Origin of the sequence: Oceanimonas marisflavi (assembly GCF_003049725.1) — a bacterium.
GTDB lineage: Bacteria > Pseudomonadota > Gammaproteobacteria > Enterobacterales > Aeromonadaceae > Oceanimonas > Oceanimonas marisflavi.
On the sequence record NZ_QAGM01000010.1, the window covers coordinates 22032 to 43200 of the forward strand.

The following is a 21169-nucleotide window of genomic DNA, read 5'->3' on the forward strand; positions in this document are numbered from 1 at the left end:
GCTACATTAAATGTATACAAATATCTGTTAACTTTGTCCCGGTTTTGTGTTTTATTAGTGGCCAGTTGGTAATACTTTAGTATGGCTAGACAGGGAGTCATTGAGTAATGAACACAGTTTCACTTGAACAGGCACTGGCAATCACTCAGGGCGCACTGCAACGGGGCAAGGAAATGTCGGCGGCACCGCTGACTGTCGCCGTGCTCGACAGCGCCGGTGTGCTGGTGTCACTGCAGCGTCAAGACACCGCCAGCCTGATGCGTCCGGATATAGCTATCGCCAAGGCCTGGGGCTCCATCGCGCTGGGGCGCAGCTCTCGTGGTCTGGCCGAGATGGCGGCGGCCCGTCCGGGCTTTATGCAGTCCCTCAACACCCTGGGTGAAGGCAAAATTCTCCCTGCGCCGGGTGGGGTGCTGATCCGGGATGAGAACAACCTGATCATCGGTGCCGTTGGCATTACCGGTGACCTGTCCGATGTGGATGAAGCCTGCGCCGTGGCCGGCATTGAAAAGGTCGGCCTGAAGGCCGACTACAGTTAACCCGGTACCGTAGCACCAGCCTGTTGTTTTGGTCGAGGGGTAACCTTGGTTACTCTTTTTTCACGCTCACCCTCTGGTGGGCGTTTTTTTATGAATTTTTAACGTATTCCGGTATGGTTGGCAAAAACAAAGCCATCGTTTTGTGCCCGGAGCCCAAAAAATAACTATGTCACGGATAAGAGCAAAGAACGAAGAGAAGATCATTCGCGCAGCCAGCCGGGTGTTTGCCGAGCACGGCTATGCCGCCACCAAGACGGCCGATATCGCTGAGCTGGCGCAGCTGCCCAAACCCAATATCTACTATTACTTTGGCAGCAAGGACAACCTGTACCGGGCGGTGCTGGAAAGCGTGGTTGAGCCCTTGCTGGCGGCCTCGGCTCCGTTTGAAGAGCATGAGGACCCGCTGACCGCACTGACCGCCTATATTCGCGTCAAGTTGCTGATCTCCCGGGATTACCCCTATGCCTCCAAGGTATTCGCCAGCGAGATCATGCACGGCGCGCCGCGCTTGCCCGAAGACATCATCGCTCGTCTGAGCGAGCAGACTCAAACCCTGAGTGCGCGTCTGAACCAGTGGATGGAGCAGGGACTGATGACCCGGCTGGAGCCCCGACACCTGCTGTTTGCCATCTGGGCGTCCACCCAGACCTACGCCGACTTCAACTGGCAGATCACCATGGCGCTGGGCAAGGACAAGCTCGACGATGCCGACTATGATCAGGCCGCCGAGGTGATCACCCGCATGGTGATTGAAGGCTGCCGGGTCAGCTCTGTGGCCGAAGCCTGAGCTTACTCCGAGGGATTTTTGGCCTGGTTGCCAAGCTCCCTGTCGGGCATCACGAAGCCCAGCAGCAGGCAAATCAGGCCATAACCTGTCAGCGACAGATATACCGGAGCTGACCAGTCGAACAGTTGCTGCTGGTACTGCCAGCCCAGCCAGATCACCCCAAGCGTCCCCCCCAGTGAGCGGCAGAAATTCATCAGCGCCAGCCCGGACCCCAGCTGAGAGGAGGGCAGGGCGTTCTGCACCGCAATGGAGCAGGCGACGATCAGAAAACCGATGCCCAGACCGGCGGAAATCAGGCCGCCATACAGCCAGCCGCCGTTCAGGCCCTGAGTTACCAGTGCCCACAGCAAGGTGCAACCCAGCCCCAGAAACAGGCCGCCCAGCCAGGGAAAGGGCCGGCAATAGCCTGCATGGGCAATGCGCTTGCCACTGATAAAGGTGCCGGTGGTCACGCTCAGAATAAACCACAGCAAAATCCGGCTGGTATCGTCAGGGCTCAGCCCCTGCTGTTCGAGAGCCAGAGGCAGATACACCAGCAGCCCCAGCCGCACCGCTTCCGACAAGGCCAGCAACAAAACGGCCATGGCCAACAGTCGTTCACCCAGCAGCCGCAGCGGCAGTACCGGATGAGGATGATGCCATTGTTGCACCAGCAGCAGCAGACTGAGCAGGGCGGCAACAGCCATCAGCAGCGGCTGAAACGGGGCCAGTGCCGGCAGCAGCTCGGCGGTATTGGTAGACAGGCCCCAGGCCACGCCCGTCAGCAACAGCAGCACGATTCCGGTGTTGTCCGGCGTGCTGCGTGCGCCCTTGTGTCCCAGCCCTTTCAGCGTCCAGTAGCTGACCGCCATGGCCAGCAGCCCCAGAGGCAGCTTGAACAGAAACAGCCAGCGCCAGTCAAAACGGGCCACCAGAAAGGCGCCCAGCAGCGGCCCCGCCACGCTCGATACCGCAAACAGGGTGGAGATCAGTCCCTGATAGCGGCCCACCTGACGGGGTGGGATCACATCGGCGATCACCGCGAATGACAGCGCAATCAGGCCGCCGCCGCCCAGGCCGGTCAGCAGCCGGGTGGCCAGCAGCAGGGGCAGGCTGTCGGTGAGGGCGCTGGCCAGAGACCCAAGCGTAAACAGACCCAGGGCCGCCGCCAGGCAGGGAGTACGGCCAAAGCGATCACTCAGCCGGCCGTACACCGGCATGGTCAGGGTCATGGCAAACAGGTAGCTGCTCACCAGCAGTGGCGCCAGGGCGGGGGACTCAAAGATTTGCCCCAGGCGGGAAATGGCGGGCATCAGTAGGGTGATCTCCAGCGCGCCCAGCATGATGGCCAGGGCCACGCCGGCAAAGACCCGGTGTGCCCGCCGGCTTTGGTGTGCCTGAATGGTTTCGGACATGATAAACAGGGCTCCCACTACACTTTAAGAAACCGGGCTGTCCAGTCCGACATGGGGAACTGTGACAGAAAACCTTTTTTTAAGCAGGCAGTTAACTATGAAGTAGCCAGCCACGGCAACCCGGGTGTAAAATTTTTGTTGACCAAAAAGTCAGATTTTAATTTAATTATATGTGAAGATATTAACAACCCATTCGTTCGGCCCGGCGCTGGAACGCTGAAGGAGGCAAGCCGTGATCACCTTTCTGTTAAATCAGGAGCTGCGACAGGAGAAAGACCTGTCCCCCAATATGACGGTGCTCAATTACCTGCGCACCCGGGCCGGCAAGACCGGCACCAAGGAAGGCTGCGGCTCCGGAGACTGCGGCGCCTGCACTGTGGTGCTGGGCGAGCGTGACGGTGAGCGCATGCGTTACCGCTCGGTCAACTCCTGCCTGACCTTTGTCTCGGCCCTGCACGGCAAGCAGCTGATCACGGTGGAAGATCTGCAGTCAAAGGACGGCAGTCTGCACCCGGTGCAGCAGGCCATGGTGGACTTTCACGGCTCCCAGTGCGGCTTCTGCACCCCCGGCTTTATCATGTCGATGTTTGCCCTCAGCAAGAACAAGCCGGCGGCCGACAAGCACGACATTTTTGAGGCCCTGGCCGGCAACCTGTGCCGTTGCACCGGCTACCGTCCCATAGTGGACGCCGCCAGAGCCATTGCCGAACAGCCTGCGCTTGCCGACGAGTTTTCCCGCTACGAGCAGCAGCTGGTGGCCCGGCTGGCAAAAATCGAAACCGACACCCTGGTGACCCTGAGCGGCGACGACAAGGTGTGCTTCTCGCCCACCAGCAGCGCCGAGCTGGCGACCCTGCTGCAGCAGCACCCGGACGCTCGCCTGCTGGCCGGCGGCACCGATCTGGCGCTGGAAGTCACCCAGTTTCACCGGGAGCTGCCCACCATGATCTACGTGGGCAACGTGGCCGACATGAAAACCCTGGAAGAGACCGATGCCGGTCTGGTGATCGGCGCCGCCCGCAGTCTGAGCGACAGCTATGAGGCCCTGAACCGCTACTACCCCGATTTCGGCGAGCTGCTGCACCGCTTTGCTTCACTGCAAATTCGCAATCAGGGCACCCTGGGGGGCAACATCGGCAACGCCTCGCCCATCGGCGACGCGCCGCCGGTGCTGATTGCCCTCAACGCCACCCTGGTGTTGCGCAAGGGCGACCGGGTGCGAGAGCTGCCGGTGGAAGACTATTTCCTCAGCTACAAGGTCACGGCTCAGGAAGAAGGGGAGTTTATCGAGAAGATCATCGTGCCCAGACCCGCCGCCAATCAGCACTTCAGGGTGTACAAGCTGTCCAAACGAATAGACGACGACATTTCCGCGGTGTGCGGTGCCTTTAACCTGATCATCGAGAACGGCACCGTCACTCAGGCCCGTATCGGCTTTGGCGGCATGGCCGCCACCCCCAAGCGGGCTTCGGGTTGTGAACAGGCGCTGGTGGGCCAGGCCTGGAACATGGCCACGGTCAAGGCCGCGATGAAGGCGCTGGAAGCCGACTTCGAGCCGCTGTCGGATTTTCGCGCCAGCAAGGAATACCGCACGCGCACCGCAGCCAACCTGCTGTACAAGTGCTTTATTGAGCAACAGGATCTGAAACTGGAAACCAGGGTGACGTCTTATGTCTAACAAACCGCAGAACACGCTCACCATCGACGAAATGATGGCGAAGATAAAACAGGATCTGCAAACCGGCGTGGGCAAGAGCGTGCCCCACGACAGCGCCGCCAAGCAGGTGTCCGGTGAGGCCCAGTACATAGACGACCGGCTGGAGTTTCCCAACCAGTTGCACGTATATGCCCGGCTTTCCGATCAGGCCCATGCCCGCATCACCAGACTGGATGTGAGCCCCTGTTACGACTTTCCCGGTGTGGCCATCGTCATTACCGCCGACGACGTGCCCGGCGAGCTGGATATCGGCCCGGTGCTGGCCGGCGATCCGCTGCTGGCCGACGGCAAGGTGGAATACTATGGTCAGCCGGTGCTGGCGGTGGCCGCCGCTGACATGGAAACCGCCCGCAAGGCGGCCATGGCCGCCATTGTGGAATACGAGCCGCTGCCGGCGGTGCTGTCGGTGGAAGAGGCCCTGGAAAAAGAGCTGTTTGTCACCGAAAGCCACAAACAGCAGCGGGGCGACTCGGCCACCGGTCTGAAAAAGGCAAAACACGTCATTGAAGGCAGCCTGCATATCGGCGGCCAGGAGCATTTTTATCTGGAAACCCAGGTCAGTTCCGTGGTGCCCACCGAAGATGGCGGCATGATGGTGTTCACCTCCAGCCAGAACCCCACCGAGGTGCAGAAGCTGGTGGCCAGCGTCCTGGGTGTGTCCATGAACAAGGTGGTGATCGACATGCGCCGCATGGGCGGTGGCTTTGGCGGCAAGGAAACCCAGGCCGCCGGCCCCGCCTGCATGGCGGCGGTGGTGGCCCGCCTGACCGGCCGCCCGGCCAAGATGCGGCTGCCGCGCATGGAAGACATGATCATGACCGGCAAGCGGCACCCCTTCTACAACCAGTACAAAATCGGCTTTGACGACAGCGGCCGCATTCAGGCGGCGGAAATCATCGTGGCCGGTAACTGCGGCTATTCGCCGGATCTGTCCTCGTCCATTGTCGATCGGGCCATGTTCCACTCCGACAATGCCTATTACCTGGGTGATGTCACCGTCATCGGCCACCGCTGCAAGACCAACACCGCATCCAACACCGCCTACCGCGGCTTTGGTGGTCCTCAGGGCATGATGACCATAGAGCACGTGATGGACGAAATCGCCTCATATCTGGGCAAGGACCCGCTGGAGATCCGCAAGATCAACTTCTACGGCAAGGACGAGCGCAACGTCACTCACTACCATCAGCCGGTGGAGCACAATATTATTCACGAGCTGGTGGCGGATCTGGAGCTGTCCTCGGAATACGCCCGACGGCGCGAAGAAATCCGGGCCTTTAACGCAAAAAGCCCGATCCTGAAAAAGGGTATCGCCATCACGCCGGTGAAGTTCGGCATCTCCTTTACCGCCACCTTCCTTAACCAGGCCGGGGCGCTGATCCACGTCTATACCGACGGCAGCATTCACCTCAACCACGGCGGTACCGAAATGGGCCAGGGGCTCAATATCAAGGTGGCCCAGGTGGTGGCGGAAGAATTTCAGGTGGACATCGACCGTATTCAGATCACCGCCACCAACACCGACAAGGTGCCCAACACCTCGCCCACGGCAGCCTCGAGCGGTGCCGATCTCAACGGCAAGGCGGCCCAGAACGCGGCCCGCACCATCAGGCAGCGGCTGATCGACTGGGCGGCGGGTCATTTTCAGGTGAGCCCGGAAGAGGTGGTGTTCAAGAACAACCTAGTGCAGATTCGCGATACCCTGATGACGTTCCAGGAGTTTGTGCAGCTGGCCTATTTCAACCAGGTGTCGCTGTCGAGCACCGGCTTCTACAAGACCCCCAAGATCTACTACGACCACGCCACCGGCTCGGGCCGCCCCTTCTACTACTTTGCCTACGGCGCCGCCTGTGCCGAGGTGGTGGTGGATACCCTCACCGGCGAGTACAAGCTGCTGCGTACCGACATACTGCACGATGTGGGCGACTCCCTGAACCCGGCCATCGACATAGGCCAGGTGGAAGGGGCCTTTATTCAGGGTGCCGGCTGGCTCACTACCGAGGAGCTGGTGTGGAACGACAAGGGCAAGCTGATGACCAGTGGCCCCGCCAGCTACAAGATTCCGGCGGTGGCCGACATGCCCATTGATTTTCGCGTCAAGCTGGTGGAAAACCGCAAGAACCCGGAAGACACGGTATTTCACTCCAAGGCCGTGGGCGAGCCGCCCTTTATGCTGGGCATTTCGGTGTGGTGTGCCCTGAAAGACGCCGTGGCCAGTGTGTCCGGTTACCGCCGCTATCCCCATATCGACGCGCCGGCCACGCCGGAGCGGGTGTTGTGGGCGGCAGAGCAAATGCGTGAGCTGGTGGAGCGGGAAGAAGCTGCTGTCACCGACGCGGTTTCCATCAAGTAAGGATCCGGCAACGGCACACCAGAGGGGCGCGACGCCGCCCCGGGAGCGACACATGTTCAAGGACAACTGGATTCGGACCCTGGCCGAACTGGAGCAGAAGGGCGAGCCCTGCGTCATGGTGACCGTGGTGGAGCACAAGGGCTCCACTCCCCGTGACAGCGGCACCAAGATGCTGGTGACCGAAATCGGCTGTTACGCCACCATAGGTGGGGGCCATCTGGAATACAAGGCCTTGGAGCTGGCCCGGCAGATGCTGAGCAGCGGCGAGCAGCAGATGCGTATCGAGCGCTTCAATCTGGGCGCCAGTCTGGGGCAGTGCTGCGGCGGCATGGCCACCATCACGCTGGAGCCGGTGGTGCGGCCTCGGCACCATCTGGTGCTGTTCGGAGCCGGCCATGTGGCCAGGGCGCTGGTGCACATACTGGCGACCCTGCCGTTTCGCATCACCTGGATAGATTCCCGGGCCGAGGAGTTTCCCGACACCCTGCCCGAGGGCGTTACCGCCCTGATGAGCGAAGATCCGGTGGATGAGGTGGATGATCAGCCAGCCGGCAGTTACTACCTGGTGATGACTCACAACCACCAGCTGGATCTGGAACTGTGCGCCCGCATTCTCAGGCGGGGTGACGCCCGCTACTTTGGCGTGATCGGCTCGCGCACCAAGCGCAAGCGCTTTGACTACCGGCTGAAGGAGCGGGGCTTTGACGACGCCGCCCTGGCTTCCATGATCTGCCCCATCGGCCTGCCCGAAGTGACCGGCAAGCATCCGGCGGAGATCGCCGTGTCGGTGGCCGGCCAGCTGATCGCCGCCTACCAGGCCGGTAATGCGGCCGCCGCCGGTGAGGCGAGCCCTGCCACGATTCAGGCCGAGCACGCCTGACTTTATTATTTCAAGGAGACGCGCAGAGATGACGCAACCCCTGGCCTATCGCGCCGCCATTCTCTACAGCCTGGGTGATCCGGCCAAGGTGGGTCTCGATGACTCTTATGTCTGGCACGAAGACGGCGTGCTGGTGGTGGCCGACGGCCATATTCAGGACGTGGGCCCGGCCCCGGAGGTGCTGGACCGGTTGCCCGCCGGCACGCAAGTGGTGACGCTGGAAAACCGGCTGATCACCCCGGGCTTTATCGATACCCATATTCACTTTCCCCAGACCGAAATGATCGCGTCTTACGGCGATCAGCTGCTCGACTGGCTCAACAACTACACCTTTCCGGAAGAGCGCAAGTTTGCCGACCCGGAACACGCCGCCCGCGTGGCCGGGTTGTTTCTCGATGAGCTGCTGCGCAATGGCACCACCACCGCCATGGTCTACGGCACCGTGCATCCCCAGGCGGTGGACGCCTTCTTTACCGAGTCGGCCCGGCGCAACACCCGCATGATCGCCGGCAAGGTAATGATGGATCGCAACGCCCCCGACTATCTGCTGGACACGCCCGCATCCTCCTATGCCGACAGCAAGGCCCTGATCGAGCGCTGGCACAAGAAGGGCCGTCAACTCTATGCGGTGACGCCCCGTTTTGCCCCCACCAGCAGCCCGGAGCAGCTGGAGATGGCCGGCCGCCTGTTGCAGGAATATCCCGATCTCTACCTGCAGACCCACCTGTCGGAAAACCGCAAGGAAATTGACTGGGTGAGGGCGCTGTTTCCCGAGCAGACCGGTTATCTGGACGTGTATGACCATCATGGCCTGCTCAGTGAGCGTTCCATCTTTGCCCACTGCGTGCATCTGGAAGACGGCGAATGCGAGCGGCTGCACGCTACCGGCTCCGGGGTGTCTTTCTGTGCCACCTCCAACCTGTTTCTCGGCTCCGGCCTGCTCGATCTGGCCCGGCTGGAGCGCTTTGGCGTCAATGTCAGCCTGGGTACCGACGTGGGCGGCGGCACCAGCTTTTCCCTGCTGCAGACCATGAACGAAGCCTACAAGGTGTTGCAGCTGCAGCAGCAGAAACTGCATCCGCTCAAGGCCTTTTATCTGGCCACCCTTGGGGGTGCCGAGTCGCTGCGGCTGGACGACCGGCTGGGCAATCTGCTGCCGGGCAAGGAGGCCGACTTCCTGGTGATCGATCTGCATGCGACCCCGCTGATGAAAGCGCGTATACAAAACGCTCAAACTTTGTACGAAAAACTGTTCGTACTGATGATGCTGGGAGATGACAGAGCCATTGCCGAAACCCATGTTTACGGTGAAAGACGGCATCGCCGAAATGAGCCGGAATGGCAGTAAGGGCCATGTGAGCACGAAAAAACGCCCTGATCGGGCGTTTTTTGTGTTCAGTCACAGACTTGGACATTGTGACTGTTGTATTGGCAAAAAGCGCGTTAGATTGTATACCTAGTGTGTAACAATTTTTTAACTGGCAATGGCAAGGATGGTGGTGACGCCGTCACCCGCAGTCAGGGCCGCAACTGGAAACCAAAGTATGAGTTCACTCAGTCAACTGGAGCCAAGACCTGTCAAGTCGAGCTCAAATACGCAGGACGATATCGTCTATGAACATATCTTCGACGCCATTCTGGAACAACGGCTGGCGCCGGGGACCAAGCTCAGCGAGGAAGCGCTGGGCGAGATTTTCGGGGTCAGCCGTACCATTATTCGCCGCGCCCTGTTGCGGCTGTCTCACGAGCAGGTGGTGATCATTCGTCCCAACCGGGGCGCCGTGGTGGCCGCGCCCAGCGTGGAAGAAGCCCGGCAGATCTTCGCCGCCCGCCGGGTGGTGGAGCTGGCGGTCACCGAGCTGGCGGTACAGAACGCCACCCCCGACAGCCTGGCCCGTATTCGCGCCATGGTGCATGAGGAGCAGGCCGCCTTTGCCCGGGGGGACAGGGGCACCGGTATTCGCCTGTCCGGTGAGTTTCACCTGGAATTGGCCCACATGGCCAACAATACGCCGCTGTTCAACTTTCAGCGCAGCGTGGTGTCCCAGACCTCGCTGATCATCGCCCAGTACGAGGTAGGGCACCAGGCTCACTGCTCCTTTAACGAGCACGAAATTCTGCTGAACGCCATTGAGTCCGGCGACAAGGCGCTGGCCATGCAAAAAATGACCGAACACCTGAATCATATTGAAGCCAAGCTCAATCTGGACGGTGATTCCGCCTCCACTGATCTGCATGTGGTGTTTTCCGGCATCGCCAAGAAACGCCGCGGCCGCTGATTTTTCCGGTTAGTGTTTCTCGGGGTGGTTTTCCACCCCGGCCTTGTCGTGTCCGCTTTTCTCCTTGTCCCTGTCTTTATTTTTTTCCGTTATTTTTCGGTGGTCCAAGTCAAGCCATGCAACTGGCGCTACCGGCCCTTGCCCCTTGTCCCCTAATGTTATGAGCATGTAAACGGCCTGGTACCGCCGGGCCATGGTTCATCGCCACCGTAGTGTGTGGCCAAGGGAGAATTGATATGTCCGCCGAAAACCAGAAAACCACCGCCCTGCTGGAGCAGCTGTTCGACGCCTTCAACCGCCACGATATCGATGGCGTGATGGCCTGCATGACCGACGATGTTGTGTTTGAAGGCGCCGCCGGCCCCGAAGCCCACGGCAACCGTTTTGTTGGCGCCGATGCCGTGGCCGCCGCCTTTATCAATGTGTGGACCACCATGCCGGATGTGCAGTGGAAAAACACCAGCCACTTTGCGGTGGGTGACCGGGGTGTATCCCAGTGGACCTTCTGTGCCACCACCCCGGACGGCCGCCGTATTGAAGCCGACGGTGTGGATCTGTTCACCCTCAAGGGCGGCAAGCTGGCGCTGAAACAGGCCTTCCGTAAGGATCGTCCGCTGCTGGATCCCCAGTAAGCCTCGGCAGTCTCACTCTGTTAACGGGAATCACGAATATGGATATGGTCAACAACACTCGGGCGGATCTCCGCCAGCAGGCACAGGCCGACACCGTGCTGGATCGTTATGATCCCGGCTATGATCCCCTGGTGGCGCCCAACCCCGGCCGGGGGCAGCAGTATGCCCCCACCTACTGGGTTGCCACTGCCGGCGCGCCGCCTGAAGATGATGGCCCCGTGACCGGTGACATGGATGTCGACGTAGTGATTATCGGCAGCGGCTTTACCGGTCTGTCCTGTGCCCTGCACCTGGCAAAGGAGCACGGCATCAAGGCCACGATACTGGAAGCCAACCAGGTCAGCTGGGGCTGCACCAGCCGCAACGGTGGTCAGGCCCAGAATGCCTCTGGCCGTCTGACCCGCTCCCAGTGGGTCAAGCGCTGGGGTCTGAGCACCGCCCGCAAAATGCACGAAGAAGTGCGGGAAGGCTTTGACACCTTCAAGGGCCTGATTCGTGACGGCAACATCGACTGTGATCCTCAGGACGGTGGCCACCTTTACATCGCCCACCGCGACAAGGCCATGCGCAAGCTGGAGGCGGAAGCCAAGGTACTGCGGGAGCAGTTTGGCTATGAAACCGAGCTGCTCGACAAGGCCACCCTGAGCCGCAACTATGTGGATGAAGCCGAGGCGGTGGGTGCCATGCATGAGCCCGACGGCATTGGTGTGCATCCGCTCAAACTGGCGCACGGCTATCATCGCTGGGCCCGGGAGCTGGGTGCCACCATTCATCCGTCGAGCCCGGTGCTGGGCTGGGAAACCATCAATGGCGTGCATCACATCAAGACCCCGGGTGGCACGGTACGGGCCCGGGCGGTTGGGGTGGCCACCGGCGGCTATACCTCTCAGGGTCTGCATGGCAGCCTGAACAGCAAGATCATGCCGATACTGTCAAACTCACTGGTGACCCGTCCGCTTACCGAGCAGGAGCTGACCGCCTGTAACTTCAGGACCAACGAGGTGATCACCGATACCCGGACACTGCGTTATTACTATCGCAAGCTGCCCGACAACCGAGTGCAGATTGGCAGCCGCAGCTCCATTACCGGCGCCGATGCCAGTAATCCCAAGCATCTGCAAATGCTGATCGACGGCCTGCACCGCAAGTTTCCGCCGCTCAAGGGAATTCAGGTCGACTACTCCTGGTGGGGCTGGGTGGATGTCAGCCACGACATGATGCCGCGCATCTATCAGCCCGACGACAAGGAGCAGATCTTCTATGCCCTGGGCTACGGCGGCAACGGTGTCATGTTCTCGGCCCACGCCGGCCGGCGCATGGCCCAGCGCATCGCCGGTATTCGCGAAGGCTTTGAACTGCCCATTTACAACTCGCCGCTGCCGGGTCATTTGTTTGCACCCTTCCGGCGCATGGGTCAGCGCATGCTCTATCACTGGTATCATTTGCGTGACGAAGTGCTGTAAATTGACATTTGATTGTTAACAAGGCTTTTACTTTACCGCCCTCTGAGTTACAAAGTTCGGCTCAGAGGGCGGCGTTTGTGGTACCGCCAGCAGAATCCAACTCGCTGACAGGTAAGCCTTTCCATGCTTCATTTGTTCCACCTTTCCACCGAAAAAAACACCAGCCTGCAACAGCAACTGCGTGAGCAGATTGCCGCCGCCATTCTCAACGGAAATATTCCGCCGGACAGCCCCCTGCCGTCCAGCCGCAAGCTGGCCAAACAACTCAGCATTGCCCGCAATACCGTGGTGCTGGCCTATGAACATCTGCTTGATGACGGCTACCTGCTGGCCAGAGAGCGCAGCGGTTATTTTGTCAATCCGGAGATCCTGTCCCGCCGGCCTGAATTGCCCCGTGAGCAGGCCCCCGACGCCGAAGGCACACCGCCGGACTGGCGCCGCAAGCTCAAGCTGCACCCCAGCGCCCAGCACAACATCAGCAAGCCCAGAGACTGGCAGAAATACCCCTATTCCTTTATTTACGGCCAGTTCGATCCCAGCCTGTTTCCCAGTAACAACTGGCGAGAATGCTGCCGCGATGCGGTCAGCATACCGGCCATTCGCGACTGGGCGTCCGACAGCTTTGACAACGATGATCCCCTGCTGATCGAGCAGATCCGCACCCGGCTGCTGCCCCGGCGCGGGGTCTGGGCTTCGGCGGATCAGATCCTGGTGACGGTGGGCGCCCAGCAGGCGCTGTACCTGCTGGCGCGGCTGCTGCTCGACAAGGACAGCACCATCGGCATCGAGGATCCGGGCTATGTGGATATTCGCAATATCGCCACCATGAACCCGTCAAAGGTACGGCCGTTGCCGGTGGACGAGCAGGGGCTGGTTATTGATGACAAGCTGGCCGGCTGTGATCTGGTATACACCACCCCCAGCCACCAGTGTCCGACCACGGTGACCATGCCCCTGGAGCGGCGCTTTGAGCTGCTGAAGCAGGCCAGCGAGCAGGACTTTCTGATCATCGAGGACGATTACGAGAGCGAGACCAACTTCAAGGCCAACCCCACGCCGGCACTGAAGAGCCTGGATAACAATGATCGGGTGCTGTACGTAGGTAGTCTCTCCAAGACCCTGGCGCCGGGCCTGCGGCTGGGCTATCTGGTGGGGCCGGCGGAGCTTATTCGCGAGGCCCGGGCGCTGCGCCGGTTGATGCTGCGTCATCCGGCGGCCAATAACCAGCGCTCGGTGGCACTGTTTCTGGAGCGCGGCTATCACGATGCCCTGATCATGAATCTGGCGAAGGCCTACGAGGCGCGGTGGCGCGAGATGGGCGCGGCCCTGAACGAACTGTTGCCCAGTTCCAGCCGTCAGCCCGGCTTTGGCGGCTCCTGTTACTGGGTACAGGGCCCGGAAGGACTCGACAGCCGTATTCTGCGCAAGGAAGCGGCGGACAGGGGCATTCTGATTGAGCCCGGCGATATTCATTTTCAGGGGGAACAGGTGCCGCTCAACTATTTCCGGCTGGGCTATTCCTCCATTCCGGCGGAGCGTATTCGCCCCGGCATCGAAGCCCTGGTGGCGCTGATCCGGGATATGACCTGAGGTGAGCCAGAATGCCGAAGGCGGCACATTCCGTGGAGCGCGGGCAGCTTGCCCGCAAATTGGCGCGAAGCGGCAAACTAATAGCGTCACCCGGCACCACAAAAAAGCCCCGCCGAAGCGGGGCTAAACAGGGCAATACATGAAAGGCACTCAGCCCACCAGCAGCAGGTAGGCGATCACCAGCAGGGCGATAAACACGGTTTCCAGCACCACCAGCAGCACCGGCTTCCAGCCCACCGAGAGAATGTCCTTGAGCTGGGTGCGCACGCCCAGGGCGGCAATGGCGGTCAGCAGCAGCCAGGAGGAGCTGCCGGCCAGAGGCTCGGCCACGTCCTGCGGGATCCAGCCTAGGCTGTTGAGCACGAACAGCACCACGAAGCCGATCAGGAAGCCGGGAATGGCCACCTTGCTGCCACCGCTGGCCTGGCCCTGCTTGCTGGCGGCGCGACGGATCAGAATACCGATGGTCATCACGATGGGCACCAGCATGGCCACCCGCAGCAGCTTGACGAAGGTACTGAGATCGCCCACTTCGGCCGACATGCTGTAACCGGCACCCACCACCTGGGCCACATCGTGAATGGTGGCACCGATAAAGAGGCCGGCTTCCTGATCCGACAGCCCCAGGCTTTCGCTTATCATGGGGTAGAAGATCATGGCCAGGGTACTGAGGGTGGTGACGCTGATCACGGTAAACAGGGTGTCGCGCTTGGCCTGTTCGCTCTGGGGCAGCACACTGCTGATGGCCATGGCGGCGGAGGCGCCACAAATGGCTACCGAGCCACCGGTCAGGGTGCCAAACTCTTTGGAAAAGCCCAGCCAGCGGGCCATGACCACGCCAAAGCAGATGGTCAGTACCACGGCGGAGCACACCATCAGCATGGGCTGCCAGCCAAGAGTGAGCACGTCACCAAAGGTAATGCGCAGGCCCAGCATGGCCACGCCCAGGCGCAGCACGGTTTTGGCCGACAGCTCCAGGCCCGGGGCGCACTGGGGCTCGTGACTGAGAAAGTTGAAGGCCAGCCCCAGCAGCAGGGCCATCAGCATGGCGGGAGCGCCATAATGCTGGGACAGAAAGCTGGCGGCAATGCCAATGGTAGCGGCCACGCAAATGCCGGGGAAGTAGCGTTTGCGGGTACCATCAAGGCGGTGCAGCAGGCCTATCACCGGGGAGTGGGTATCGGCGGCCATGGGGGTTCCTCCGTGAAGCAAAATAAATGAATGTTGCTTTTATGTTATTGACGATGGGGCTGAACGAGCCAATGCCGTTTTCGGCCCTCGTGGTTACTTTTTTGCATAGATATGAATTTCAAAAACAAGGACGGTGTCATGGAAACAAAATGGCTGCATGATTTTATCGCACTGAGCGAGCAGGGCAGCTTTTCACGGGCGGCAGAGATCCGTTTTGTGACCCAGCCCGCCTTCAGCCGGCGCATTCGCTCCCTGGAAAACTGGCTGGGAGTGGCGCTGGTGTGCCGCAACCGCTATCCGCTGGAGCTGACCCCGGCCGGTGAGGCGTTTCTGGAGCAGGCGCGGCAGTTGCTGGCCCAGATCTACGGAGTACGCAGCCAGCTGCGTCTGAGCCAGCAGCAGACCCCCGGCTTGAGTCTGATCACCCAGCCGGCGCTGGCGGTGACCTTTTTTCCGGCCTGGCTGCACCGGCTGCGCCCGGCCCTGGGTGAAGGCCTGGTCAGGCTTAACACCGGCCATTATCACGAAGCCATGGAGCAGTTTATGGCGGGGGCGGTGGATTTCTTGCTGTGCTTTGCCGAGTCCGAGGGCGCCGAGGCGCTGCAGCGGCCGGACGTGGAGCGGCTGAAGGTGGGGCAGGACCGGCTGGCGCTGGTGACGGCCACCGGTGACGATGGTGCGCCCCGGCACCGGCTTGACGATGACCGGCCGCTGCCGCTGCTGCTGTATCCGAAGGATGCCTTTCTCGGTGCCCTGGTGCAGCGGGAATGCCTGCCGGCCCTGGGCGAACGAGCCTGGCGGCCGGTGTGTGAAAATGCCCTCGGCGAGGGGCTCAAGGCCCAGTTGCTGCAGGGCGAAGGGGCGGCCTTTCTGCCCGAAAGCCTGGTGCGTGAAGAGCTGACTTCTGGCCGGGTAGTGGCTTTTCCGGAGATAAAGTCCTGTGAGCTCACCATCGAGTTGTGCCGGCTGGGCGAGCCCCGCTCGGAACTGGCTGCCCGTTTCTGGCAGCAGAGCCGTTTGCAGGCCGGCGGCTGAACCGGCCTGAACCCATTTTTTAACGCTGGCGTAACATGGTTGGTGAAACTGGCCCTATGTTCGTTTGCCCCCCCTTCCTAAGCTGTTCCCCAAGCGAGTGACCGACACCCTTGTGTGCCACCGGCGCTCACTCGTCATTCATAACGAGAACAACAAACGCAAACCTGTTTGAACAGAAAACGGATTATTTGACTCAACCCAACCCAGGAGGATGGCGTCAGGCCGCCACCGACGGGAAACAGCAAAAGGAAGACAGTTATGCCACGTATGACTCCCAGTGAAGCTTTGGTCGAAACCCTGGCGGCCAACGGTGTTACCGATGTATTCGGTATCATGGGCTCGGCCTTTATGGATGCCATGGATATTTTTGCCCCGGCCGGCATTCGTCTGATCCCCACCGTACATGAGCAGGGCGCCGGCCACATGGCCGACGGCTATGCCCGGGTGAGTGGTCGTCACGGTGTCTGTATCGCTCAGAACGGCCCCGGTATCACCAACTTCGTGACCGCCATTGCCGCAGCTTACTGGGCCCACAGCCCGGTGGTGTGCATTACTCCCGAAACCGGCTCCATGACTCAGGGGCTGGGTGGCTTCCAGGAAGCGCAGCAGCTGCCCTTCTTTGAAACCATCACCAAATATCAGGGCCATGTGTCCAACCCGGCCCGTATGGCCGAGTACACCGCCCGCTGTTTTGACCGCGCCATGCTGGAAAACGGCCCGACCCAGCTCAATATTCCGCGGGACTTCTTCTACGGCGACATCAATGTGGAAATTCCCCAGCCGATCCGCATCGAGCGCGGCGCCGGCGGCGAGCAGAGCCTGCAGCAGGCGGCAGCCCTGCTGGCCGAAGCCCAGTTCCCGGTGATCATCTCCGGTGGCGGTGTGGTCATGGCCGATGCGGTAGAAGAGTGCAAGGCCCTGGCCGAGTATCTGGGTGCCCCCGTGGTGAACAGCTACCTGCACAACGACTCCTTCCCCGCCAGCCACCCGCTGTGGTGTGGCCCCCTGGGTTATCAGGGCTCCAAGGCCGGCATGAAGCTGATCTCCCGCGCCGACGTGGTACTGGCGCTGGGCACCCGTCTTGGTCCGTTCGGCACCCTGCCGCAGCACGGTCTGGACTACTGGCCGAAGGAAGCCAAGGTTATCCAGGTTGACTGCGATGCCAAGATGCTGGGTCTGGTGAAGAAGATCTCCGTGGGTGTGTGTGGCGATGCCAAGGCCGCCGCCGTCTCCATTCTGGATCGTCTGCAGAACCTCAACGTGTCCTGCCTGGAAAACAAGGGCGCCCGCGCCACCGAAATCGCCAACGAGAAACAGGCCTGGGAAGATGAGCTGGACCAGTGGATCCACGAGAAGGACGACTACTCCCTCGACATGATCGCCGAGCAGTCGGAAGAAGAGGGCAGCTACCTGCACCCGCGTCAGGTGCTGCGCGAGCTGGAAAAGGCCATGCCCGAGAACGTGATGGTGTCTACCGATATCGGCAACATCAACTCCGTGGCCAACAGCTACCTGCGCTTTGAAAAGCCGCGCTCCTTCTTCGCCGCCATGAGCTTCGGCAACTGCGGTTACGCCCTGCCGACCATTATCGGTGCCAAGACCGCCGCGCCCGAGCGCCCGGCCGTGTCCTACGCCGGTGACGGTGCCTGGGGCATGTCCATGATGGAAATCATGACCTGTGTGCGTGAAAACATTCCGGTGACCTCCATCGTGTTCCACAACCGTCAGTGGGGCGCCGAGAAGAAGAACCAGGTCGACTTCTACAACCGTCGCTTTGTGGCCGGTGATCTGGAAAACCCGAGCTTTGCCGACATCGCCCGCGCCATGGGTGCCGAGGGTGTGACCGTCGACAAGCTGGAAGACGTGGGTCCGACCCTGCAGGCGGCCATTCAGCGCCAGATGGAAGAAGGCAAGACCACCGTTATCGAAATCATGTGTACCCGCGAGCTGGGCGACCCCTTCCGTCGCGACGCCCTGTCCAAGCCGGTACGTCACCTGGACAAGTACAAAGACTATTGCTGACAGGTACGGCTGCCCGAACGGGCAGCCTTTTTGCCCGGCCGCTTGCGGCCGGGTCTTTTCAGAAAGCCAACCCGATCCCGTTTGCCAAGCGGTATCCGGTTGTCTACTGATCACGTCAAAGGGAATTCAGTGATGCTCAATACCAATCCCAAGGAATGCCCCGCCTACCTGCTGGCGCAGGCCCGGCAATACCCGGCCGTTACTACCGTGGTGATCAACCCGGTGAATCAGGTGTCTTTGGCCAGTGCCCGGCTGGCCCAGGAGGAAGGGCTGATCGCCCCCATTCTGGTGGGCAGTGAAACACGCATTCGCCATGAAGCCGAGGCCCTGGGCTGGGATCTGGACGGCGTACGGCTGGTGGATGCCGCCGACGAGGCGGCAGCGGCCCAGGCCGGCGTGGCTCTGGTCAGCCAGGGAGATGCCGATGCCATCATGAAGGGCCATGTGCATACCGATGTGCTGTTGCGGGCGGTGCTCAGCCGCGCCGCCGGACTGCGCACCGACAGCCGCCTGAGCCATGTGTTCCACATGACGGTGCCGGGCAGCTGCAAGGCGCTGTGTATTACCGATGCGGTGATCAATGTGCAGCCCAATGTACTCGACAAGCTGCATATCGCCCGCAATGCCATTGAGCTGCTGCATTCGCTGGGCTGCGACGAGCCGAAAGTGGCGCTGCTGTCCGGCACCGAAGAAGTCAGCAAGGCCATGCCGTCCAGCCAGGATGCCGCCGAGCTGGTCAAGCTGGCGGCCATGGGCGCTCTGCCCGGCGCCGTGGTGGAAGGACCGCTGGCGTTCGACAATGCCGTATCCCGGGAAGCGGCCGACATCAAGGGCATTTCCGGCAAGGTGCCGGGAGATGCGGACATTCTGCTGGTGCCCAATCTGGAGTCGGGCAACTTTCTGTTCAAGCAGATGGTGTATTTTATGGGCGCCACCGCCGCCGGCCTGGTGCTGGGCGCACGAGTGCCGATTATTCTGACTTCCCGCGCCGATCCGCCCGAGGCCCGGCTGGCGTCCTGCGCCCTGGCCAGCATAGTGCACCATAACCGTGAAGCCGCGGCCCCGGCCCGCGCCACCGCCTGAACAAGGAGACATTCCCATGACCCTCAGCCGTTACGGATTTATCGTGAAAGCGCCCGATCTGGAGCTGTTCAAGCACCACGGCCGCATCAAGAGCGACGCCTTTGATCTGGCGGTGTCCGGCGTCAGCACCCTGGAAGAAGCCATTATGGCCGCCCAGGAAATGCTCACCCGCCGTATTGAACTGATCGAACTGTGCGGTGGTTTTACCGCCGAGGAAGAAGCGCAGATCCGCGAAGCGATCAACGATCATGTTCCCCTGGGCCGGGTGCAGCACCGGGAACAGGATCTGAACCGGGTCGACTGGCCCTGATCTCCGGCGGATCCCTCAGCGGATCCGCTGCACTGTCCCGATCCAGTACTTCCCGCCGGTGTTCCCACCGGCGGGAATTTTTTTGCGTCCTTCCGAAAAGCTGCCATACGGCACGCATTCCGCCTGCACTCCCGCTGCTCCCGATGAGTGTTTACCACAAGTGTCATCTTTGTTAACAAAACTGGTTGCGTTTCGATCGTTTTTAAAATATCGTTAACGATAAGTTGTGTTTTTTGTGAGCGAAGCGCGCTAATGAAAAGCACAACCAGTCAGTCGAGCCTGGCACCATTCCGGTTTGTCCATGTTTTGATGTCGGGCTGATTTTTTTATCCATTTAGGGAGAGTCATTCATGGATGACCGCAATCTCGACATCAAGCACAAGGATCCTTCGCTCTACAACGAGGATCTGGCTCCGATCAAGCACAAGGACAGATCCTGGGGCTGGTTTGAAATCTTCAATGTCTGGTCGAACGACATTCAGAGTCTGTTCGGCTATACCCTGGCCGCTTCGCTGTTTTTGTCCTACGGCCTGAACGGCTGGGCGGTGATGGCGGCCATCGTGCTGGCCGGTTTCATCGTGATGGTGCTGGTCAATCTGACCGGCAAGCCCAGCGTCAAATACGGTATTCCCTTTCCGGTGATGATCCGGGCCAGCATGGGGGTGCGCGGCGCCAACTTTCCGGCCCTGTTGCGGGCCATCATCGGTATCTTCTGGTACGGGGTGCAGACCTATTTTGCCTCGACCGCGGTTACCCTGATGCTGACCGCCCTGTGGGGACCGGGCAACGGCGAAACCTATCTCGGCATGTCCGGCACCGCCTGGCTGGCCTTTGTCATCGTATGGGTATTCCAGATCGCCCTGTTCTGGCAGGGTATCGACAAGATCACCGTCTTCCTCAACTGGGCCGGCCCGCTGGTGTATGTGGTGATGCTGGTGCTGATGGCCATCGTCTGGTTTGAGGCCGGCGACGAGCTGATCCCGGCAGTGGGCACCATCTTCAGTGGCGGTGGCAGCTACGAAGGTGGGGATATTGCCGCCTTTGCCGCCATTGTCGGTACCATGGTCGCCTATTTTGCCGCCGTGGTGATCAACTTCGGTGACTTCACCCGCTTTGTGCGCAGTGAACGGCAAATGAAGATCGGCAACCTGGTGGGTCTGCCCCTGAACGCCGCCTTCTTCTCCTTTATCGCCCTGATCATTACCGCCGGCACTCTGGTGCTGTTCGGTGAGGCGCTGACCAATCCGGCCGATATCGTCGAGCGGGTCGACTCCCTGCCGCTGACCATTATTGCGGCACTGACCTTCTTTGCCGCGACCGTGGGCATCAACCTGGTGGCGAACTTTATTCCGCCGGCCTATGACCTGGCCAACCTGTTCCCCAAGGCGATCAGCTTCCGTGTCGGCGGCCTGATCACCGCCACCGTGGCCTTCTTTGTCGGTGGCCTGTGGGTGTCGGTGATAAGCCAGATCGGTATTCCCGGCTTTGTGAATGCCCTGGGAGCGATAGTGGCGCCTTTCTACGGCATCATCGTGATCGATTATTATCTGATCAAGCGCCAGGAGCTGAACATGGAACAACTGTTCTCCTCCGATCCGAACGGTGCCTACTACTACAAGAATGGCTGGAACAGCAAGGCGCTGATGGCCTTTGGCCTGGCGGCCCTGTTCTCCATCTCCACGGTACTGGTGCCGGCGCTGAGCAACCTCAACGGTTATGGCTGGCTGATCGGTGCCGGTCTGGGCGGGGTCTTCTATTATCTGCTGATGTCCCGCAGTGTGGTGGCGAGTCCGGTGTCCGCCGGTCAGAAAGCGGGCTAATCCCTGCATCCGGCAATGAAAAAGACGAGGCTTTGGCCTCGTCTTTTTTTTCAGGTGATGACCGCTGCGGGAGC

17 protein-coding genes are annotated in these 21169 nt (G+C 60.8%); 15 read left to right on the forward strand and 2 right to left on the reverse strand.

Features of this window, described 5'->3' with window-relative positions:
• Positions 1–107: 107 nt before the first annotated feature.
• Positions 108–539: a GlcG/HbpS family heme-binding protein gene (locus tag DA373_RS08090; protein ID WP_107851806.1), complete on the forward strand. Its 432-nt coding sequence runs from the start codon at positions 108–110 to the stop codon at positions 537–539.
• A gap of 166 nt (positions 540–705) precedes the next feature.
• On the forward strand, positions 706–1326 hold the full coding sequence (locus DA373_RS08095) for a TetR/AcrR family transcriptional regulator (protein WP_107851807.1): 621 nt from the start codon (positions 706–708) through the stop codon (positions 1324–1326).
• Positions 1327–1328: 2 nt separating this feature from the next.
• On the opposite strand, the gene DA373_RS08100 is transcribed toward DA373_RS08095, so the two are convergent.
• Entirely contained in the window at positions 1329–2720 is a 1392-nt protein-coding gene (locus DA373_RS08100; protein ID WP_107851887.1) for an MFS transporter, read from the reverse strand.
• 232 nt (positions 2721–2952) lie between these two features.
• On the opposite strand from DA373_RS08100, the gene xdhA reads away from it, so the two are divergent.
• From xdhA to pdxR, 8 genes are all read left to right on the forward strand, one after another.
• Positions 2953–4398: a xanthine dehydrogenase small subunit gene (xdhA, locus tag DA373_RS08105; RefSeq protein WP_107851808.1), complete on the forward strand. Its 1446-nt coding sequence runs from the start codon at positions 2953–2955 to the stop codon at positions 4396–4398.
• Positions 4391–6790 carry a xanthine dehydrogenase molybdopterin binding subunit gene (gene xdhB, locus DA373_RS08110; protein WP_107851809.1) on the forward strand — a complete coding sequence of 800 codons (2400 nt, stop codon included), beginning with the start codon at positions 4391–4393 and terminating at the stop codon, positions 6788–6790. The genes xdhA and xdhB overlap by 8 nt, the downstream gene beginning before the upstream one ends.
• A gap of 52 nt (positions 6791–6842) precedes the next feature.
• Positions 6843–7670, forward strand: a complete 828-nt coding sequence (gene xdhC, locus DA373_RS08115; RefSeq protein WP_107851810.1) for a xanthine dehydrogenase accessory protein XdhC — start codon at positions 6843–6845, stop codon at positions 7668–7670.
• Between the two features lie 28 nt (positions 7671–7698).
• Complete coding sequence (gene guaD / locus DA373_RS08120) at positions 7699–9018, forward strand: guanine deaminase (protein WP_107851811.1); 1320 nt, start codon at positions 7699–7701, stop codon at positions 9016–9018.
• A gap of 196 nt (positions 9019–9214) precedes the next feature.
• Positions 9215–9949, forward strand: coding sequence for a GntR family transcriptional regulator (locus DA373_RS08125; protein ID WP_107851812.1), 735 nt, complete (start codon positions 9215–9217; stop codon positions 9947–9949).
• Between the two features lie 236 nt (positions 9950–10185).
• The gene (locus DA373_RS08135) at positions 10186–10581 is read left to right on the forward strand and encodes a nuclear transport factor 2 family protein (protein ID WP_107851814.1); all 396 of its coding nucleotides are present in this window, start codon (positions 10186–10188) and stop codon (positions 10579–10581) included.
• Positions 10582–10625: 44 nt separating this feature from the next.
• Positions 10626–12044 (forward strand): NAD(P)/FAD-dependent oxidoreductase, encoded by a 1419-nt coding sequence (locus DA373_RS08140; protein WP_232821229.1) that lies wholly within the window; start codon positions 10626–10628, stop codon positions 12042–12044.
• 123 nt (positions 12045–12167) lie between these two features.
• Positions 12168–13634: a MocR-like pyridoxine biosynthesis transcription factor PdxR gene (pdxR, locus tag DA373_RS08145; RefSeq protein ID WP_107851816.1), complete on the forward strand. Its 1467-nt coding sequence runs from the start codon at positions 12168–12170 to the stop codon at positions 13632–13634.
• Between the two features lie 150 nt (positions 13635–13784).
• Here pdxR and DA373_RS08150 read toward each other — a convergent pair whose 3' ends face one another.
• A complete protein-coding gene (locus tag DA373_RS08150; protein WP_107851817.1) occupies positions 13785–14825 on the reverse strand; it encodes a YeiH family protein in 1041 nt (346 codons plus the stop codon).
• A 138-nt stretch (positions 14826–14963) separates the two neighbouring features.
• Here DA373_RS08150 and DA373_RS08155 point away from each other — a divergent pair, with 138 nt between their 5' ends.
• From DA373_RS08155 to DA373_RS08175, 5 genes are all read left to right on the forward strand, one after another.
• Positions 14964–15860 (forward strand): LysR family transcriptional regulator, encoded by an 897-nt coding sequence (locus tag DA373_RS08155; protein WP_107851818.1) that lies wholly within the window; start codon positions 14964–14966, stop codon positions 15858–15860.
• A gap of 258 nt (positions 15861–16118) precedes the next feature.
• The gene (gene xsc / locus DA373_RS08160) at positions 16119–17882 is read left to right on the forward strand and encodes a sulfoacetaldehyde acetyltransferase (protein ID WP_107851819.1); all 1764 of its coding nucleotides are present in this window, start codon (positions 16119–16121) and stop codon (positions 17880–17882) included.
• Between the two features lie 132 nt (positions 17883–18014).
• On the forward strand, positions 18015–18965 hold the full coding sequence (locus DA373_RS08165) for a bifunctional enoyl-CoA hydratase/phosphate acetyltransferase (RefSeq protein WP_107851820.1): 951 nt from the start codon (positions 18015–18017) through the stop codon (positions 18963–18965).
• Between the two features lie 16 nt (positions 18966–18981).
• On the forward strand, positions 18982–19275 hold the full coding sequence (locus tag DA373_RS08170) for a DUF6506 family protein (RefSeq protein ID WP_107851821.1): 294 nt from the start codon (positions 18982–18984) through the stop codon (positions 19273–19275).
• A gap of 350 nt (positions 19276–19625) precedes the next feature.
• Complete coding sequence (locus tag DA373_RS08175) at positions 19626–21095, forward strand: NCS1 family nucleobase:cation symporter-1 (RefSeq protein WP_107851822.1); 1470 nt, start codon at positions 19626–19628, stop codon at positions 21093–21095.
• Positions 21096–21169 lie beyond the last annotated feature (74 nt).